General features: G+C 70.3%; 14 protein-coding genes. 9 read left to right on the top strand and 5 right to left on the bottom strand.

Going from position 1 to position 18112, the window contains the following annotated elements:
* Positions 1 to 97: 97 nt before the first annotated feature.
* The 3 genes from Q0Z83_RS39860 to Q0Z83_RS39850 are packed head-to-tail and all read right to left on the bottom strand — an operon-like array spanning position 98 to position 4868.
* Positions 98 to 1117 (bottom strand): glycoside hydrolase family 6 protein, encoded by a 1020-nt coding sequence (locus Q0Z83_RS39860; RefSeq protein WP_317788549.1) that lies wholly within the window; start codon positions 1115 to 1117, stop codon positions 98 to 100.
* A 5-nt stretch (positions 1118 to 1122) separates the two neighbouring features.
* Positions 1123 to 3072, bottom strand: coding sequence for a radical copper oxidase GlxA (locus tag Q0Z83_RS39855; protein WP_317788548.1), 1950 nt, complete (start codon positions 3070 to 3072; stop codon positions 1123 to 1125).
* Positions 3069 to 4868, bottom strand: a complete 1800-nt coding sequence (locus Q0Z83_RS39850) for a glycosyltransferase family 2 protein (RefSeq protein WP_317788547.1) — start codon at positions 4866 to 4868, stop codon at positions 3069 to 3071. The genes Q0Z83_RS39855 and Q0Z83_RS39850 overlap by 4 nt, the downstream gene beginning before the upstream one ends.
* A gap of 192 nt (positions 4869 to 5060) precedes the next feature.
* On the opposite strand from Q0Z83_RS39850, the gene mfd reads away from it, so the two are divergent.
* From mfd to Q0Z83_RS39830, 4 genes are all read left to right on the top strand, one after another.
* Entirely contained in the window at positions 5061 to 8675 is a 3615-nt protein-coding gene (gene mfd, locus Q0Z83_RS39845) for a transcription-repair coupling factor (protein WP_317788546.1), read from the top strand.
* Between the two features lie 29 nt (positions 8676 to 8704).
* Positions 8705 to 9520 (top strand): hypothetical protein, encoded by an 816-nt coding sequence (locus Q0Z83_RS39840; RefSeq protein WP_317788545.1) that lies wholly within the window; start codon positions 8705 to 8707, stop codon positions 9518 to 9520.
* Positions 9517 to 10467, top strand: coding sequence for a nucleoside triphosphate pyrophosphohydrolase (locus Q0Z83_RS39835; protein WP_317788544.1), 951 nt, complete (start codon positions 9517 to 9519; stop codon positions 10465 to 10467). Before Q0Z83_RS39840 ends, Q0Z83_RS39835 begins: the two co-directional genes overlap by 4 nt.
* Before the next feature lie 115 nt (positions 10468 to 10582).
* Positions 10583 to 12199 (top strand): DUF885 domain-containing protein, encoded by a 1617-nt coding sequence (locus Q0Z83_RS39830; RefSeq protein WP_317788543.1) that lies wholly within the window; start codon positions 10583 to 10585, stop codon positions 12197 to 12199.
* A gap of 193 nt (positions 12200 to 12392) precedes the next feature.
* Here Q0Z83_RS39830 and Q0Z83_RS39825 read toward each other — a convergent pair whose 3' ends face one another.
* Positions 12393 to 13004, bottom strand: coding sequence for a hypothetical protein (locus Q0Z83_RS39825; protein WP_317788542.1), 612 nt, complete (start codon positions 13002 to 13004; stop codon positions 12393 to 12395).
* A 324-nt stretch (positions 13005 to 13328) separates the two neighbouring features.
* On the bottom strand, positions 13329 to 14009 hold the full coding sequence (locus Q0Z83_RS39820; RefSeq protein ID WP_317788541.1) for a hypothetical protein: 681 nt from the start codon (positions 14007 to 14009) through the stop codon (positions 13329 to 13331).
* 171 nt (positions 14010 to 14180) lie between these two features.
* On the opposite strand from Q0Z83_RS39820, the gene eno reads away from it, so the two are divergent.
* The 5 genes from eno (at position 14181) to Q0Z83_RS39795 (ending at position 18046) form a co-directional block, all read left to right on the top strand.
* On the top strand, positions 14181 to 15464 hold the full coding sequence (eno, locus tag Q0Z83_RS39815) for a phosphopyruvate hydratase (RefSeq protein WP_317788540.1): 1284 nt from the start codon (positions 14181 to 14183) through the stop codon (positions 15462 to 15464).
* A 97-nt stretch (positions 15465 to 15561) separates the two neighbouring features.
* Entirely contained in the window at positions 15562 to 16131 is a 570-nt protein-coding gene (locus Q0Z83_RS39810; RefSeq protein ID WP_317788539.1) for an FtsB family cell division protein, read from the top strand.
* A 9-nt stretch (positions 16132 to 16140) separates the two neighbouring features.
* On the top strand, positions 16141 to 16644 hold the full coding sequence (locus Q0Z83_RS39805) for a DUF501 domain-containing protein (RefSeq protein ID WP_317788538.1): 504 nt from the start codon (positions 16141 to 16143) through the stop codon (positions 16642 to 16644).
* The gene (locus tag Q0Z83_RS39800; protein WP_378078883.1) at positions 16641 to 17135 is read left to right on the top strand and encodes an amino-acid N-acetyltransferase; all 495 of its coding nucleotides are present in this window, start codon (positions 16641 to 16643) and stop codon (positions 17133 to 17135) included. Before Q0Z83_RS39805 ends, Q0Z83_RS39800 begins: the two co-directional genes overlap by 4 nt.
* Positions 17132 to 18046, top strand: a complete 915-nt coding sequence (locus tag Q0Z83_RS39795; protein ID WP_317788536.1) for a Ppx/GppA phosphatase family protein — start codon at positions 17132 to 17134, stop codon at positions 18044 to 18046. Before Q0Z83_RS39800 ends, Q0Z83_RS39795 begins: the two co-directional genes overlap by 4 nt.
* Positions 18047 to 18112 lie beyond the last annotated feature (66 nt).

Here is an 18112-nt window from a genome sequence, read left to right as displayed (position 1 = left end):
GGCGCTCCTTTGCTCGGATGGCTCCAGGACGGCGCTGTCCCGACTTCGCCGATGTTATCGGCGTACCCCGGTCAGGGGGTGAATTGAGTCAAGAGTCTCATGACCCGGTCAGTGAACGCGCATAGGCGGGGTACCACTGACCTGCGGGGGGAGCTCCGGCGCCACAGGCACCGTCCGATTCGCCGGGGCGTTTCACCCAGAGGTACGCATCGACGAGATCCCGCCCGGTACGCAGGGTCGGCACGCGCCCGAGTCGTCGTCCGGGTGGGTTGCACCACTGCCGGTCGCCCCTGAGTCGGCGGGCCGGGCCGTTGCCGTTGCGGCTGGTGTCGATGACGAAGTGCCGTCCGGCGAGCAGACGGGACAGCTCCGTCCCGTACCGCAGATTGGTGTCGGTGGTCTGGAAGTTGGCGACGTTGAGGGCGAACCCGCGGGCGCGGGTGGCGCCGGACCGTCGCAGTGCCGGCGCCATCCGCGCGGCGGAGACCCATCCGGGGTGGCCCGCGTCGAGGTAGACCGCGACGCCCGGCTCGGCCCGCAGCGTGTCGACCGCGTGCGCGAGCAGGGCGTAACGAGCAGCCGAGGCGCGCGGGCCGAGGCAGCCGGAGACGGCGTGCGCGACCGCGTCCGGTTCGAGGATCACCAGGGCGCGGTGCCCGCGCATCGCGGCGGCCATCGAGGAGATCCAGTTCCGGTACGACCGATCGTCGCGCGCGCCGCCTGCCGAGTACTGCTTACAGTCCCGATGCGGGATGAAGTACAGCGTGACGACCGGTACCCGCCCGGCCGCGCTCGCCGCGGTGACCAGCCGGCGGGCCCGGTCGGCGAACCCGGGCCGGGCGTCGGTGAACCAGGTCGAGGCCGGCTGGTCGGCGATCCGCCGGATCACCGCGGCCTCCGCGTGTCGCCCCGAACCGCGGAGATTGCGCAGGTAGCGCGGTGCGAGCCCGCCCGGGTCGAGGTAGAGCCCGGCGACCGGGCCGGTGTCCGGCGGGATCCGCAGCGGCGCCGGTTCGGCCGGGTCGTGCGCCAGCGCGACGGCACCGGCGGTGGTCACGCCGAGCAGGGCGGCGAGCATCTGGGCCCGGCGGCCTCTCCGGTAGCGGTGCCGTGCCATCGACCTCAGCGCACCCGCACCCAGCGAGCCACCGACGGTACGCCCTTCTCGTTCATGAAAAACAGCATGTACCACCCAGACGGCACTAGACCGGACTTTTCTGGCACCTTCACCTCAACGGCGTTGCCGAGACTGCGCAGCCCGAGTGCCACCGACCGCTGGTCGACATCCGTGACGTGGGTGACCGCGCTGGGTCGCAGCAGTCGGGCCGACACGATCCGGCTCGCCTCCGAGACGCCGAACACCGCCGCGCCACCCCGATCCACCGCGCCCGGACCGCTGGTGATCGTCGGTCGGTCACCGCGGAACAGGTAGGGCGGACTGTAGATCTCGATCCGCTTCTCGAAGGTGCCGGCGTTCTTTCCGGTCGGGTCGTAGAGCGGGTCGCCGCCCATGGTGATCACCCGGCCGTCCGGCAGCAGGATCGCCTCGGAGTGGTAGTTGCGGCCGACCGTCGACTCGGCCGCGGTCTCGAAGACGTTCCGGTTCGGGTGGTAGATCTGCGAATTGAACAGGTCACTGCGCGGCTCGCCCCGATACGACCCGCCCCGGTACCCCGACGAGCCGCCGGTGGTCAGCACGGTGTCGTCCGGCAGCACCACAGTGGACAGGTAGCGGGCCGGTTTCGGCAGGTCCGGGCCGGGCGCGTACCGGGGGTTCGGCTCGTCCAGGTCGGCGATCCCGGTCCGGGCGGTCGAGTGCTCCGACTCGCCGACCCCGCCACCACCGAGGATCATCACCTTCTGGTCCTGGGCGGGCGGCAGCAGCACCGACGAACTGGTCTCGTTCATCCCGGCGTCGGCCAGGCCCGGTACCGGCTGGAAGGTGTTGCGCTCGACGTTCCACAGGCCCGGCGTACGACCCTCGGTGTCCGAGCCGTAGCCGGAGTTGGAGCCGGAGTAGAAGACCCGCCCGTCGGCCATCAGGTGCAGGCCCGGATAGGTGGGGAAGTAGCGCTTCAACTCCGGCGCGGCCACCCATCGCCGCTGCTCCGGCAGGTAGCGCTCGTTGCGTCCGGGCAGGATCCGACCGAACTGGTCCAGCCCGGAGACCGCGATCACGTCACCGCCGGTCAGGCCGATCAGGGTCGGGTACCAGCGGTGGTCGCGCATGTTCCCGGTCCGGACGTAGCGTTCGGTCAGCGGGTCGAACTCGTACGAGGTGCGGTCCCCGCCGTACTCCTGCTTCTCCCGGGTGATCTTCTCGGCGATGCCGTAGAGGTTGCGTGCGTCGGGACCGGTCAGGCCCTCGATCGTGTACTGGGCGGGGTCGCCGACCACCGGCCGATCGCCCTTCGCCTCCGCGTCGGCCCACACCTCGGCCTCGCCGGCGTGCACCATGACCTGCCCGTTGTGGGCGACCTTGCGCGCGGCCGGGACGGTCACCTTCGACCTGGTCCGGTACGCCTCACCGGTCGCCGAGAGCAGGCGGGTGCCCTTCGGGAAGACCCGCGGGCCGCCGTCCGGTGACTCGTTCTTGAACTTCATCACCCCGGCCGCGTGCTCGACGTCGGCTTCCAGCACCTCGTACGACTTGGTGCCCCCGGCCACCAGCAGATTGCCGTCCGGCAGGAAGGTGTGCCCCGCGCAGAACACGTCGGTCGGCGTCGGGACGTCGGTGAACTCGTCGTCGCGGGGGTCGTACAGCACGGTCCGGAACGACTTCGCCTCGAACGCGTCCTTGTTGTTGCCGCTACCCGCGATGATCAGCACCTTGCCGGTGTGCAGCAGCGCCGCGTGGATGGCGTTGACCTTGAAGCCGCGGGGCACCGGCAGGCGGGCCCAGTGGCCGTAACGCTCCTTGTAGGACTGACGATTGATCTGGTACGCGTGCAGCGCCTCACCCGCCACCGCCACCATCGGCCGGTTCGCGACGGCCAGTACGGCCAGCACCACGAGCGTGACCAGACCGCTCACCAGACGGCGGGCGAGAGAGGGCCGCGAACGGGGCTTCATACAGCGGTTTCCTTCCTGGAACGGAACAGCCACAGGGCGGCCGGGGTGAGACAGATCGCGAGATTGAGGGCGGGCCAGGCGTACATCGCCGGGTCGACGTGGTCGACGAACGGCGAGAAGATCAGCAGCGCCGCGTAGAGGGCGGCCCACCGCAGGCCCGGTGCGAAGGTGGCCAGCCGGTCCGGGCTGGTCGAGTCGCCCTTCGGGGTGACCACGAAACCCGACTTCCGGCGCAGCACCGCGGACAGGAACGACGACACGTAGACCGGCGTGCACAGGGTCGAGGCGAGCATCCCGGCCAGCCCCGACGACCCGGACTTCTCGTGTGGGCTGACGTTGTGTCGCCGGTTGAACAGGTAGAGACCGACCTGGAATAGCGCGGCGTCCACATAGAGCATCAACCAGACCTCACCCGGCACCTGTACGCCCTTCGCGCCCAGCAACAGGAAGCCGGCCGCGTTCAGGGCGCCGAGCAGCCATGCCACCGCGGTCAGCGGGTAGTACGACATGAGCAGGCCGTACTGCAGCGCGCGAGCCGGGCCGAGTCGCAGCAGCAGCGCGGCGAACCGCCTGACCACCACCTCGTCGGTGCCTCGCGACCAGCGGTGCTGCTGGGTGAAGTAGTCGGTCCACGACGACGGGCCCTCACCGACGGCGAGCACGTCGGGCGTGTAGACCGAGGTCCAGCGCCGTCCGGTGGCCGGGTTACGGGTGGCGTGAATCTCCACGCTCGTCGCCATGTCCTCGGTGATCGAGTCCTGGAGACCGCCGATCTGCTCCAGTGCCGAGATCCGGACCGCGTTGTTGGTGCCGACCAGCATGGCGATGCCCCGCCGGTTCCCGGCCCGCTGCAACAGGGCGTGGAAGAGGTACTGCTGCGACTCGGCCCAGCGGGTCACCCGGTTGTCGTAGTTGCCGTAGATCTGCGGCCCGACCACGAACGCCACGTCCGGGTCCCGGAAGTAGCCGATCAGCCGTTCGCAGAAGTTCGGCGCCGGCACGTGGTCCGGGTCGACCGAGACGAACACGTCGTACGCGTTCCCGTGCGTGGTCAGCCAGGCGTTGTAGTTGCCGTGTTTGGTCCGCGTCTTGTAACGGCCCTTCGCGGTGTTGAAGTCGAGGTTCCCGTGCCTGGTGAAGTGGTGCACGCCGAGTCGCCGGCACATCAGCTTGACCACCGGATCGTCGCCCTCGTCGAGCAGCCACACGTCGAAGTGGCCGTCGTATCTGATCTGCTGCGCGGCCCGCAACGTCCGCTCCACCATCTCCACCGGCTCCTTGCCGGGCACGATCGTGGTCAGGAACGCGACCCGCAGCGAGGTGTCCGGGACGACCGGCTGCGGGTCACGTGCCCAGAGCGTCGCGAGACACAGCGTCACCACGTTGACCAGCCGGAACAGCTCGATCGCGGCGGTCGCCACGATCATGAAGCCGGTCGCCAGGTAGAGGGTGGTGTGCAGGTCGTGGTCGGGCATCTCGATCGAGGTGACCAGCCAGCCGAAGAACGTGCTCTCGAACGCGAAGGCGAACAGCGTGATGAGCAGCGTCCGGATCGGACGGCGGCGGGCCAGCCGGCGCATCCCCACCCGGTACGGCCCGTCCGGTGCCGGTTCGGCCGGTCCGGCCAGCACGCTGTACGCGCTGTAGGCGGACTGCCGCGGCAGGAGATGGGTGCTGTTCATCTCGTCGGCCGGCATCGGAGTCCGGCCGGTCGGTGGCCGTTGCGGCGGCACCTTCCCGGTCGTTATCGGGACGGAAGCAGGGATGATCTGCGTGGCCCCGGGATCATGCCGCACGTCTTGTCCTCCCCGATTCACGTGCACAACGTCCGGGGACTCTTCCACGGGAGCTTGGTCCACATGTCGGACATGCTGTGCGATAAGGCGCGGGGTGCGCGATCTGTCGGTGGGCCGGACTAAGCTGAGGGCACACCCCCGTCCACCACCTGGATCGGGGCTGTTCGTCGTGCCCTCGGGGGGTCACTCGTCATGCAACTGTCCGGTCTGGTTCCCGCCGCCCTGCGCGACCGTGGTCTCGCGCGCGCCCGCGACCTCGCGGCCAAAGGCTTCGTCGACTCGGACTCGCTCGACCTGACCGCGCCGGTCTCGTTGCGCCCGTTCGTGGTGGCCACCGTCGCCGGCCCGGCCGACCTCGGCGGCGCCCAGCGGCCGGTGCTGGCCGTCACCGCCACCTCGCGGGAGGCCGACGACCTGGCCGACGCGCTCGGCTGCCTGATCGACCCCGATCTGGTCGCCGTCTACCCCTCCTGGGAGACGCTGCCGCACGAGCGCCTGTCACCCCGCTCCGACACGGTCGGCCGCCGTCTGGCCGTGCTGCGCCGGCTCGCCCACCCCGGCGACGCGCCGCTGCGGGTGGTCGTCGCACCGGTCCGGTCGCTGCTGCAGCCACAGCTCAAGGGCCTCGGCGACCTGGAGCCGGTGGAGCTCGTCACCGGCCGTGAGGTGGAGCTGGAGGAGGTCGCGCGACGGCTCTCCGACATGGCGTACGCGCGGGTCGACCTGGTCACCAAACGCGGCGAGTTCGCGGTCCGCGGCGGCATCCTGGACGTGTTCCCACCCACCGACGAGCACCCGTCCCGGGTCGAGTTCTGGGGCGACGAGGTCGAGGAGATCCGCACCTTCGCGGTCGCCGACCAGCGGACCATCGACCAGGTGCCGCGCCTGTGGGCGCCGCCCTGCCGTGAGCTGCTGCTCACCCCGTCCGTCCGGGCCAAGGCCGCCTCTCTTGCGGCCGAGCATCCGGAGCTCGCCGAGATCCTCGACAAACTGGCCGAGGGCATCCCGGTCGAGGGCATGGAGTCCCTGGCCCCGGCCCTGCTCAGCGGCACCGACAGCATGGAGCTGCTGGTCGACTGCATGCCGGCCGGGACACACGTCCTGCTCTGCGACCCGGAGCGGATCCGGACCCGGGCGCACGACCTCACCCGTACCTCGGATGAATTCCTCGAGGCGTCCTGGGCCGCGGCCGCCGTCGGCGGGCAGGCGCCGATCGACGTCGGCGCCGTGGCCTTCCGCACTCTGGCCGATGTCCGGGCGCACGCCGCGGTCCTGCACCAGCCGTGGTGGTCGATCTCACCCTTCGGGTTGGCCGAGACCCCCACGGAGGCGCTCCCCTGGGAGGACGCGCCGAGTGTCGAGGTGTCACCGGACCTCGGTGACGCCATCGCGCTGGCCGCGCAGCCCGTCCCGCTCTACCACGGCGACACCGGCCGCCTCGCCGGTGACCTGGCCGGATGGGCCGGTCAGGGCTGGGCCATCGCACTGGTCTTCGAGGGCAAGGGGACCGCGCAGCGCGCCGCCGAGCTGCTCCGCGACGCCGGTCTGGGCGTCACCGTGGTCGATTCGATCCCGGCCACCATCGAGGACGGGAGACTGCTCGTCACCTGCGGCGGCCTGAACCACGGGTTCGTCGACGAGGCGTCCCGGCTCGCGGTGATCACCGGCAACGACATCTCCGGCGGGCGCGGCGCGTCCACCAAGGACATGCGCAAGCTTCCGGCCCGGCGGCGCAACACGATCGACCCACTCGAGCTCAAGACCGGTGACTTCGTGGTGCACGAGCAGCACGGCATCGGCCGCTACATCGAGCTGGTGCAGCGCGTCGTCAACGGTGCCGAGCGGGAGTACCTGGTCATCGAGTACGCCGCGTCCAAGCGCGGCCAGCCCGGGGACCGGCTCTTCGTGCCCACCGACCAGCTCGACCAGCTGTCCCGCTACGTCGGCGGCGAGTCGCCCACCCTGCACAAGATGGGCGGCGCCGACTGGCAGAAGAGCAAGGCCCGCGCCAAGAAGGCGGTCAAGGAGATCGCCGCCCAGCTGATCCAGCTGTACGCGGCCCGTCAGGCCTCCTCGGGACACGCCTTCGGGCCGGACACGCCGTGGCAGCGTGAGCTGGAGGACGCGTTCCCGTACACCGAGACGCCGGACCAGATGGCCGCCATCATCGAGGTCAAACACGACATGGAGCTGCAGGTCCCGATGGACCGGCTGATCTGCGGCGACGTCGGTTACGGCAAGACCGAGATCGCGGTACGGGCGGCGTTCAAAGCCGTGCAGGACGGCAAGCAGGTGGCCGTGCTCGTGCCCACCACACTGCTCGCCCAGCAGCACTTCAACACGTTCACCGAGCGGATGAGCCAGTTCCCGGTGCAGATCAAGCAGCTGTCCCGGTTCCAGACGCCGAAGGAGACCACCCTCACCCTGGAGGGCGCCGCCAACGGCACCGTCGACATCATCATCGGCACCCACCGGCTGCTCGCCAAGTCGACCCGTTTCAAGAACCTCGGCCTGATCATCGTCGACGAGGAGCAGCGCTTCGGCGTCGAGCACAAGGAGCAGCTCAAGGCCCTGCGCGCATCGGTCGACGTGCTGACCATGTCGGCCACCCCGATCCCGCGGACCCTGGAGATGGCGATCACCGGCATCCGGGAGATGTCGACCATCGCCACCCCGCCGGAGGAGCGGCACCCGGTCCTCACCTACGTCGGCGCCTACGACGAGAAGCAGGTCGCCGCGGCCATCCACCGCGAGCTGCTCCGCGACGGGCAGGTCTTCTATCTGCACAACCGGGTCGAGTCGATCGACCGGGCCGCCCGCAAACTCCGTGAGCTGGTGCCCGAGGCCCGGGTCGCGGTGGCGCACGGCCAGATGAGCGAGGAACAGCTCGAGAAGGTGATGGTCGGCTTCTGGGAGAAGGAGTTCGACGTCCTGGTCTGCACCACGATCGTCGAGTCGGGCATCGACATCCCGAACGCCAACACCCTCATCCTGGAACGCGCCGACCTGCTCGGCCTGGCCCAGTTGCACCAGATCCGCGGCCGGGTCGGCCGGGGACGCGAGCGGGCGTACGCCTACTTCCTCTACCCCCGGGAGAAGCCGCTCACCGAGCACGCCCACGAGCGGCTGGCCACCATCGCCCAGCACACCGAGCTCGGCGCGGGCATGTACGTGGCGATGAAGGACCTGGAGATCCGCGGCGCCGGCAACCTGCTCGGCGGCGAGCAGTCCGGCCACATCGAGGGTGTCGGCTTCGACCTCTACGTGCGAATGGTCGGCGAGGCGGTCGCCCAGTTCAAGGGTGAGCGCCAGGAGGAGGAGCCGGAGGTCAAGATCGACCTGCCGATCGACGCGCACCTGCCCACCGAGTACATCTCGGTCGAGCGCCTCCGACTGGAGATGTACCGCAAGCTCGCCGAAGCCCGCGACGACGCCCGCCTCGACGAGGTCGTCGGCGAGATGAAGGACCGGTACGGCGAACCGCCGGCCCCGGTCGTCAACCTGATCGCGGTCGCCCGGTTCCGGCAACTGGCCCGCACCTACGGCCTCACCGACGTCTCCATGCAGGGTAAACACATCAGGTTCTCGCCGCTGGCGCTGCCCGACTCCAAGCAGCTGCGACTCAAGCGCTACCACCCGGACTCGGTCTACAAGACCGGCACCGACCAGGTCAGCGTGCCCCGACCCAGCACCCGCCGGATCGGGGGCGAACTCCTGCGCGACCAGGACCTGCTCCAGTGGTGCGGGCAGCTGCTCAAGGACGTCCTCGGCGAGCCGGTGAAGACCGGCGCGGGCCGGGCGACGTAAATCACAGTGCGCGTGAGAGAGTGTTGACCATGCTGCATGCCCGCCGACTCGCCTCCGCTGTTGTCGTCGCGTCTCTCGCCCTGGCCGGCGTGTCCGGCTGCCGCTCGGAGCCATCCGTGGCCGCCTATATGGGAAGCGCCGGTGACATCTCCGAGAAGGAGGTCGACGAGGTCTGGACCGAGGCCTATGACGCACTGACCGCGCAGGCGAAAGCCGAGGCGTCGGCGGCCGAGCGGGCACAGCGGGAGACCGAGGCCACGCGCAAGGCGGCCGGCGAGGAGATCACCCCGGCGCCGACCGTCACCGCGGAGCGGGCCCAGGTGCCGTTCACCCGGACCGACGTCCTCCAAGCGCTGGTCGGGCAGGAGATCTACGGCCGGCTCGCCACCAAGCACTCGGTCCAACTACCCGCCGATGTGCCGTACGCGGAGTTCGCCGCCCAGCGCAAGCTGCCCGCCGACTCCACCTTCGCGAAGCTCTACATCGACAACTACTACCTGCGCGGTCTGCTCACCCAGTCGCTGGTCTCCACCGGCGCCGCACCGGCCGACGAGGACATGCGCTTCGTCTACGACCAGCTCGCCGCCAACGGCGGGGTTCAGCCCGGTCAGGACTACGCCGCCTGGAAAGCCGCCCAGGGCGAGCAGAACCTGCAGGCCGTCGCCGCCGCGGCGAAACTCCGCGAAGAGGTCGAGGCGACCGCCGACGAGCTGCACGTCAAACTCAACCCGCGGTACGCGTTCGACCTGACCGTGCTCGGGATCGAGGCCGAGGCCGGCCCGCTCGACCTGCTCACCGCCGACTTCGACGACCAGTGGGCGGTCCCGGTGGACGACAAGTCTTGAGTACCCGGATCGTTCTGCTGGTCACCTCGCCCCGGCTGCCGGCCGGCCTGCTGACCGCCGAGGCGTGGGATGCCGTCCGGGCGTACCCGGTCTACGCCGCCGCGGACAGCGCCCAGGCCGACGCCCTGCGGGTCACGGGTGTGCCGGTCACCGTCCTCGACACCGACGCACAGGGGCTGCTGGACGCGGTCGCCGGGCAGCCGGCCGCCGTCTGGCTCGCCGGGCCCGACGGCGACCAGGCCTTCGCCCGGCAGCTCGGCCTACGTCTGGCCCGTGAGCCCGGTCTGGCCGAGATCGAGCTGATGTACGGCTCCTGGGACCCGCCCGGCGCCCGGCTCCTCGACGCCGTCACCGTGATGGACCGGCTCGTCTCACCCGGCGGCGACCCGTGGAAACGCGAGCAGGACCACGCCTCGCTCGCCACCTATCTGCTCGAGGAGAGCTACGAGGCGTACGACGCGATCAACTCCGGGGATCTGCAGGCCCTGCGTGAGGAACTCGGCGACGTGCTCCTCCAGGTCGTGCTGCACGCCCGCCTCGCCGAAGAGCACGAGGAGGGCGACCGGTGGACCATCGACGACGTCGCCGGCGGCCTGGTCGAGAAGATGATCCGCCGCAACCCGCACGTGTTCGCCGGTGAGCAGGTCGCCGACATCGAGGAGATCACCGCCAACTGGGAGCGGATCAAGCGCGAGGAGAAGGCCCGTGACTCGGTCCTCGACGGGATCGCGCTCAGTCAGCCGGCCCTGGCCCTGGCCGCGAAGATCCTGCACCGGGTCGAGCGGGGCGGACTGTCCGTGCCACTGCCCGCCGCCGACGACCTCGGTGGCCTGCTGCTGGGAGCGGTCGCCGAGGCCCGGGCCGCCGGCCTGGACGCCGAGGCCGCGCTGCGGGCGGCCACCCTCACCTACGCCGAAGCGGTCCGCGCCGCCGAGCGTCACCGCTAGATCCGGCTGGTTCCCAAGGCCGTCTCCGACGCCTGAGACAGCCCGGACGACCAGCCGTTGATCGGGGCCGCCCGGCGCCGCGAAAATGTCAGTCCTCACGAGTAGGTTTCACGGCATGCCGGAGTTCGTACCGCTTGCCGAGCGCATCGTCGACGCCCTCCTGGAGAGCGACCCCGCCACCGCCTCCTACTCGGGTGACCACCGCTTCGACGACCGCCTGCCCGACCACTCCGCCGCCGGTGTGTCCGGTCGTGTCGCGATGCTGCGCGACGCCGGTGACGCGCTCAGCGGCGTCGACCCCGATGGTCTCGACCCGGAGGATCAGATCGACCACGCGATCCTGGCCGCCCGGGTGGAGCGTGCGCTGTTCGAGTTGACCGAGATCCGCGAGCACGAGTGGAACCCGCTGGAGCACAACCCGGGTCCGCTACTGCACGGGCTGATCGCCCGTCCGTTCGCGCCCCTCGACGAGCGCCTCACCAGCCTGGCCGGTCGGCTCGGCGCGATTCCGGACGCACTGGCCACCGCCCGCGCCGTGCTGAGCGATGTGCCCCGCGTCCACACCGAGACCGCGATCGGCCAGTTCGCCGGCACCGCCCGGCTGATCCGCGACGAGGTGCCTCGCCTGCTGGCACAGGCGCCCGGCCGGCGAGCCGACGTGGAGCCGGTCGCCGCCGCGGCACAGGCGGCGTTCACCGAGTTCGACGGCTGGCTGCGGGCCCGGCTGGAGGGCGACGATCCGGGCCGTGATCCGCGGCTCGGCCGCCGCCTGTGGGAGGCGCGGCTCTGGCACACCCTCGACACCGAGCTGCCCGCCGCCGAGATCCTCGCCCGCGCGTGGGCCAACCTCGACCGGGTCAGCGAGGCGCTGCGGGCCGCCGCGGCCGAGCTGACCGGTGGTCCGGCCACCGACGAGACGGTCCGCCGCGCCCTCGACGCCATCGCCGAGAAACACCCCGACGACACCACCATCGTCGGCCTGGCCCAGGTCACGATGGCCGAGGCCACCGAGTTCGTCCAGCGGCACGACATCCTCTCGCTGGTCGACGATCCGTGCGTCATCGAGGAGATGCCGGAGTTCGCCCGGGGTGTCGCCGTCGCCTACTGTGACCCGCCCGGCCCGCTCGAAACCGCCGACGTGCCCACCTTCTACTGCATCGCGCCGGCCCCCGCCGACTGGCCGGCCGAGCGGATCGCCAGCTTCTACCGTGAGTACAACGACGAGATGCTGCGCAACCTCACCGTCCACGAGGCGATGCCCGGCCACTTCCTGCAGATCGCCCACTCCCGGCGATTCCGGGCCGTCACCCGGGTGCGTTCGCTCGGCTGGTCCGGCCCGTTCGTCGAGGGCTGGGCCGTCTACGCCGAGGAGTTGATGGCCGGCCTCGGTTTCGGTGGCCTGCCGGTCCGGGTGCAGCAGCTCAAGATGCAGCTCCGGATGAGCCTCAACGCGATCATCGACCAGCTCACCCACTGCGAGGACCTGCCCGAGTCCGAGGCGATGGCCCTGATGACCGGGCGAGGCTTCCAGGAGGAGGGTGAGGCGGCCGGCAAGTGGCGGCGCGCCCTGCTCACGTCCACCCAGCTCTCGACGTATTTCGTCGGTTACACCGAGGTCGCGGCGATCGCGGCGGCCCGCCCGTTCGGCGCCACCCCGAAGGCGTGGCACGACGCGATGCTGGCCCACGGTTCCCCGCCGCCCCGCCACCTGCGAACCTTGCTGGGCGTCTGACTCACCACACCACGTCTCACCACGCGGCCCGAGGCATCCGGACAGGTGCCACGTTGCGGTTCGTCCCGCGCCGCTGATCGGCGCGTCGGGCGGCGTTCCTGGTTGTGCCGCGTTGCGGTTCGCCCCGCGCGGCGTGCCTGGTTGTGCCGCGTTGCGGTTCGCCCCGCGCCGCGGGTCACGACGCGGAGTGGGGTCAGGTGGGGCGGCGGTCGTTCAGGTGGGCGTTCGGCGGGAGGGTGAAGTCGGACTCCTCGGTGTCGGCGCGATAGTCGGTCAGCAGCATCTCGACCGGGGTGCCGTCGACGGTTCCGGTGAAGGCGGCGACGGTGCCCTCGACCGTCACGCACACCTCGTAACCGGTGCTGCCGTCGAACTTCAGGCAGGACGCATATCGGCCGGCGATCGTGGTCTCCCGGGGCACCACCTCCACACCCGGGTCGATCGCGGCGACCTCCAGCATGTCGAGGATCTCGCCCGGGGTGATCAAGCCGGTCGAGGCCGGGATCGTGTCGTCGGCGCCCGGTGACGTGGCGGTGCAGACGGCCTTCTCATCGGCGCCGTCGCACCGGGTGACGGCGTCCGGGGTGCTGATCAGGCTTCCGGACGGCCAGCTGTAGGCGATGCGGGACGGTGCCTGCGAGCGGACCACCCGGGCGGTGGCCCCACCGGCCAGCCGATACGTGGTGGTCCAGGTCAGCGCATCGGCGGCGGCGACCCGATCGGCGGCCTCGGAGACCAGTGCCTCATCGGCGATGCCGGCCGCGCTCGCCTGGTCGAGACCGGTACAGGCGGTCGTTGTGGCCATGGCCGTGACGAGGAGGGCGGCGATCCGGATCGCGCCCGCTCGCCTGGCATGTCCGATGAACCGGATAAAACGGATGAGGCGGTGCGACGAGAGGCAGGGATGAGCGGACGGTGGAGGGCGGCCTGGGAGGTGGGGGTGGCCGGCGGGTATGCGGCGCGGGGTGGCGGGCACGGAGACCACCCTGACGTACCCGCGCAACCCCGCGCAATCGAGTATCCGGCGACCGGCGTCGATGATTCGAGGGCTTTCGGCACCACAATTAACCGGCCGGAGGTCCTCCATTCACGGGGCTCTCCGGCCGTATTTCAATTCGAATTTCCGGATTTATCGAGCGGCCAGACCGGCGGCCTCCGCCATGGCCTCCTCGGCGAGGGCCGCGGCCGCTGCCGCTTCGCGTCGCGCCTGCAACTGGAGGCGCATCACGTACCGTCTGATGATCTTCGCCTGTCGCTCGTCCTGCTCGAAGATCGCGACCATCTCGGTGACCAGCGGGCCGCGGACCGGAACCTGCTGGCGGATCTGGGCCACCCGGTACGCGATGGCCGGGAACTGCACGACCTCGTCGCCCAGCTGAAGCCGGAGCAGCATCTCCTCGCCGGGCCGCAGATCGACGTCGCCGAAGTAGGCGCGCACCGAGCGTTCGCTGAGGTCGTGCACCCGCCCGACGCGCTGTGGCTCGTCGGCCCGGACCAGCAGGATGCTCTCGCCCCCGCCGCCGCGCACGAAGTTCCGCAGCTGTTCGATCTCCGGCTCGCCGAGCAGCGTGATGTCGATCCGGTTCTCGTCGGTCTTCCGCACCGTGCCCTGCTGGGTGTACCGGCCACGAGGGCCGGCCGGCCAGCGTAGGAGCACCAGGGTGCCGGCCTTGAGCCCGGCGTCGGCGAGCGGCAGGGACAGGGTCACGGTGGTCTCGGTGACCCGGACCACGCGGACTTCCGTGAGGGTCTCGGCCCCGTTGTCCAACTCGACACGCGACCCGTCTGGTGGAAACAGGCTACTGGTCATAGTGCTCATCGCTTCGGCAGGTACGCCGCAGGTTTGAGGCGATCCGGCGGGGGAGTTCACCGGCCGCGCGAACGCGTCATGGCCGGACTCGATACGCTCTGCGGTGTGGTCGGCCCGCAGGGTCGCGGACCGAAACTGTATTCGTACAAACGTTAGGGAGCGACACGACCAATGGCCACCATTGAAGCAATCGTCGCCCGCGAGATCCTCGATTCCCGGGGCAACCCGACCGTTGAGGTCGAGGTCGGCCTGGACGACGGCTCGGTCGGCCGCGCGGCGGTGCCGTCCGGCGCCTCCACCGGCGCCTTCGAGGCGCTCGAGCTTCGCGACGGCGACAAGGGCCGCTACCTCGGTAAGGGTGTCGAGAAGGCGGTCGCCAACATCGAGGAGCAGATCGTCGAGGAACTCGTCGGTTACGAGGCCTCCGACCAGCGCCTGATCGACCAGAAGATGATCGACATCGACGGCACGGACACCAAGTCCTCGCTGGGCGCCAACGCCATCCTCGGTGTCTCGCTCGCGGTGGCCAAGGCCGCGGCCGCCTCCGCCGAGCTGCCGCTGTTCCGCTACCTCGGTGGGCCGAACGCGGCTCTGCTGCCGGTCCCGATGATGAACATCCTCAACGGTGGCGCGCACGCCGACTCGAACGTCGACGTGCAGGAGTTCATGATCGCCCCGATCGGTGCGCCGACCTTCCGCGAGGCTGTCCGCAGCGGCGCCGAGGTCTACCACGCGCTCAAGTCGGTGCTGAAGAAGAAGGGCCTGTCCACCGGCCTCGGCGACGAGGGCGGCTTCGCGCCGAGCCTGTCGGCGAACGTCGCGGCCCTGGAGCTGATCGCCGAGGCCGTCCAGGCCGCCGGGTACACCCTGGGCAGCGACATCGTCCTGGCCATGGACGTCGCGGCGACCGAGTTCCACAAGGACGGGGCGTACGTCTTCGAGGGCACCCCGAAGTCGACCGACGAGATGATCGCGTACTACGCGAAGCTGGTCGCCGACTTCCCGATCGTCTCCATCGAGGACCCGCTGGGCGAGGACGACTGGGCCGGCTGGACCGCGCTGACCGCCGAGCTCGGTGACAAGATCCAGATCGTCGGCGACGACCTGTTCGTCACCAACCCGCAGCGCCTGGCCCGTGGCATCGCCGAGAAGTCGGCGAACGCGCTGCTGGTCAAGGTGAACCAGATCGGTTCGCTCACCGAGACGCTGGACGCCGTGGACCTGGCCCACCGGGCCGGCTTCAAGACGATGATGTCGCACCGGTCCGGTGAGACCGAGGACGTCACCATCGCCGACCTGGCCGTCGCGGTCGGCTCCGGCCAGATCAAGACCGGCGCCCCGGCCCGGTCCGACCGGGTCGCGAAGTACAACCAGCTCCTGCGTATCGAGGAGCAGCTGGAGAGCGCCGCCCGGTACGCCGGTGCGGGCGCGTTCCCGCGTTACCGCGTCGGCTGACCGTCCGGCGAGGATCATCGAGTTTGTGACACCCGTCCCCGGAGGCATAGGTTTCCGGGGACGGGTGACATGACTCAGGGCTGACGGGAGGGCGGAGATGGCGGAACGCCGCACACCGAGTGGCCAGGGCCCGACCCGTCGCCGCACCGGAGCGGGTGGCCGACCCGCCCCGTCCCACACCAGAAACACCGGCCCGATCCGGGTGCCGTCGGCCCGGCGTACACCCGGGGGGTCCTCGGGCGGCGCAGCCGCTCAGCGCACCGACGCTCCCCGCCCACGCGCGTTGACCGGCCGGGCCACCGTCCTCATCGCGCTCGTCGTCGTTCTCGCTCTCGCCTACACGTACCCCCTCCGGGTGTATCTGGAGCAGGAGTCGCAGATCGCCGAGATGGAGGCGGCGGTGGCCGCGAAACGGGCTCAGATCGCCGCCTCCGAGAAGCAGTTGGCGAAGTGGAAAGACCCGGAGTATCTGCGCATTCAGGCTCTGGAGCGGTTCTCCTATGTGCGTCCCGGTGAGACACCGCTGCTCGTCGTGCCGAACGAGGGTGACGAGGCCGCCGCCGCTGAGCAGACCCCGGCGGCCGCCCCCGACAAGTGGTACGACACGCTGTGGAGCAGTGTTCAAGCGGCCAACGCCGAGCCCGACCACGCGAAAACCCAGGACTGATCCGGACTGATGGACGAACCCACACCCGCCGACCTCGACATCGTGGCGGCCCAGCTCGGCCGTCGCCCCCGCGGCACCCGGGCGATCGCGCACCGCTGCCCGTGCGGCAACCCCGACGTGGTGGAGACCTCCCCGCGTCTGGACGACGGCACGCCGTTCCCCACCATGTACTACCTGACCTGCCCGCATGCGACCGCGGCGTGCAGCCGGCTGGAGTCGGCCGGCGTCATGCGCGACATGCAGGAGCGGCTCAGCACCGATCCCGAGCTGGCCAAGAAGTATGCGGCCGCGCATGAGGACTATCTGGACCGGCGCACCGCGATCGAGGACGTGCCGGAGATCAAGAACGTCTCGGCCGGTGGCATGCCGGACCGGGTGAAGTGCCTGCACGTCCATCTCGGGCACGCGCTGGCGGCCGGGCGGGGCGTCAATCCGTTCGGTGACGAGGTGCGTGACGCGATCGAGCCGTACTGGGCCGGCGGCCCGTGCGTGCGACTGACGGACGGCGAGTGAACGTCAGGCGGGCGCGGACCGGGGACGTCCGGGCGATCCGGTCCCTGGTGGACACCTATACGACCGATCGCCGGCTGCTCAGCAAGGCCACCGTCACGCTTTATGAGCAGGTCCAGGAGTTCTGGGTGGCGGAGGCGGCGGACGGGCGGGTGGCCGGCTGCGGCGCGCTGCACGTGATGTGGGAGGACCTGGCCGAGATCCGTACGGTCGCGGTCGACCCCACGCTGCGCGGTCAGAAGATCGGCCACCGGATCGTGTCGGCGCTCCTCGATCAGGCCCGTGAGCTCGGGGTGCGCCGAGTGTTCTGCCTCACTTTCGAGACCCGGTTCTTCGGGTCGTTCGGGTTCACCGAGATCGACGGGGCGGCCGTGCCGCACGGTGTCTACGAGCAGCTGCTGCGCTCCTACGACGAGGGTGTCGCCGAATTCCTCGACCTGGAACGGGTCAAGCCGAACACGCTGGGGAACACGAGAATGCTTCTGCACCTATGAGCGTCCGGGTGGCCGCCATCGACTGCGGTACCAACGCGATTCGTCTGCTGATCGCCGACGTGGCTGGGGACAAGCTGGCCGACGTCGCCCGGCGGATGGAGATCGTGCGGCTGGGGGAGGGCGTGGACCGTACCGGCATGCTCGCCCCGGCCGCGATCGAGCGCACCCGCCAGGCCCTGCTGGGTTACGCCGCGGAGATCGCCGAGCTGGGTGTCACCCGAGTGCGGATGTGCGCCACCTCGGCCAGCCGGGACGCGTCGAACGCGCAGGAATTCCGGGACATGGTCCGCGGTGTGCTCGGCGTCGACCCCGAGGTGATCACCGGCGAGCAGGAGGCCGAGCTGTCCTTCCTGGGCGCGGTGAACGGTCTGGACGCTGAAGGCCCCTACCTGGTCTACGACCTGGGCGGCGGTTCGACCGAGTTCGTCACCGGCACCACGGGCGTGGAGAAGTCGATCTCGATGGACATCGGCTGCGTCCGGATGACCGAGCGGCACCTGCACAGTGATCCGCCGACCGCGGCGGAGCTGGCGGCGGCCGAGGCGGACATCGTGGCGGCCGTCGACACGGCCTTGGCGGCCGTGTCCGGAAGATCGGCGAGGACGTTGGTCGGCCTGGCCGGGACGGTCACCACGGTCGCCGCTCTGGCTCACGACCTCGAGGTGTACGACTCCACGCGCATCCACCACAGCCGGATCGACGCCCCGACAGTGGCCCGGGTGACCGACGAACTCCTGGCCATGACCGTCGCCGAGCGGCTGGCCGAGCCGGTGATGCACCCCGGCCGGGCCGACGTGATCGGCGCCGGCGCCCTGATCATGAAGGTGATCCAGGAGCGCTCCGGCCACGACTTCGTGATCGCCTCGGAGCACGACATCCTCGACGGCATCGCCTTCGGCCTGGCCGTCTGATCTTCCTTTGCAAGGGGACCGGTACCGCGCTGTTGACGGTACTTCGGATTGCGCAGTAGTGTGCTC

It is taken from the genome of Actinoplanes sichuanensis (genome assembly GCF_033097365.1).
Classification (GTDB): domain Bacteria; phylum Actinomycetota; class Actinomycetes; order Mycobacteriales; family Micromonosporaceae; genus Actinoplanes; species Actinoplanes sichuanensis.
Note: the sequence above shows the minus strand (reverse complement) of the source record. Positions and strands in the feature narration are given on the sequence as shown.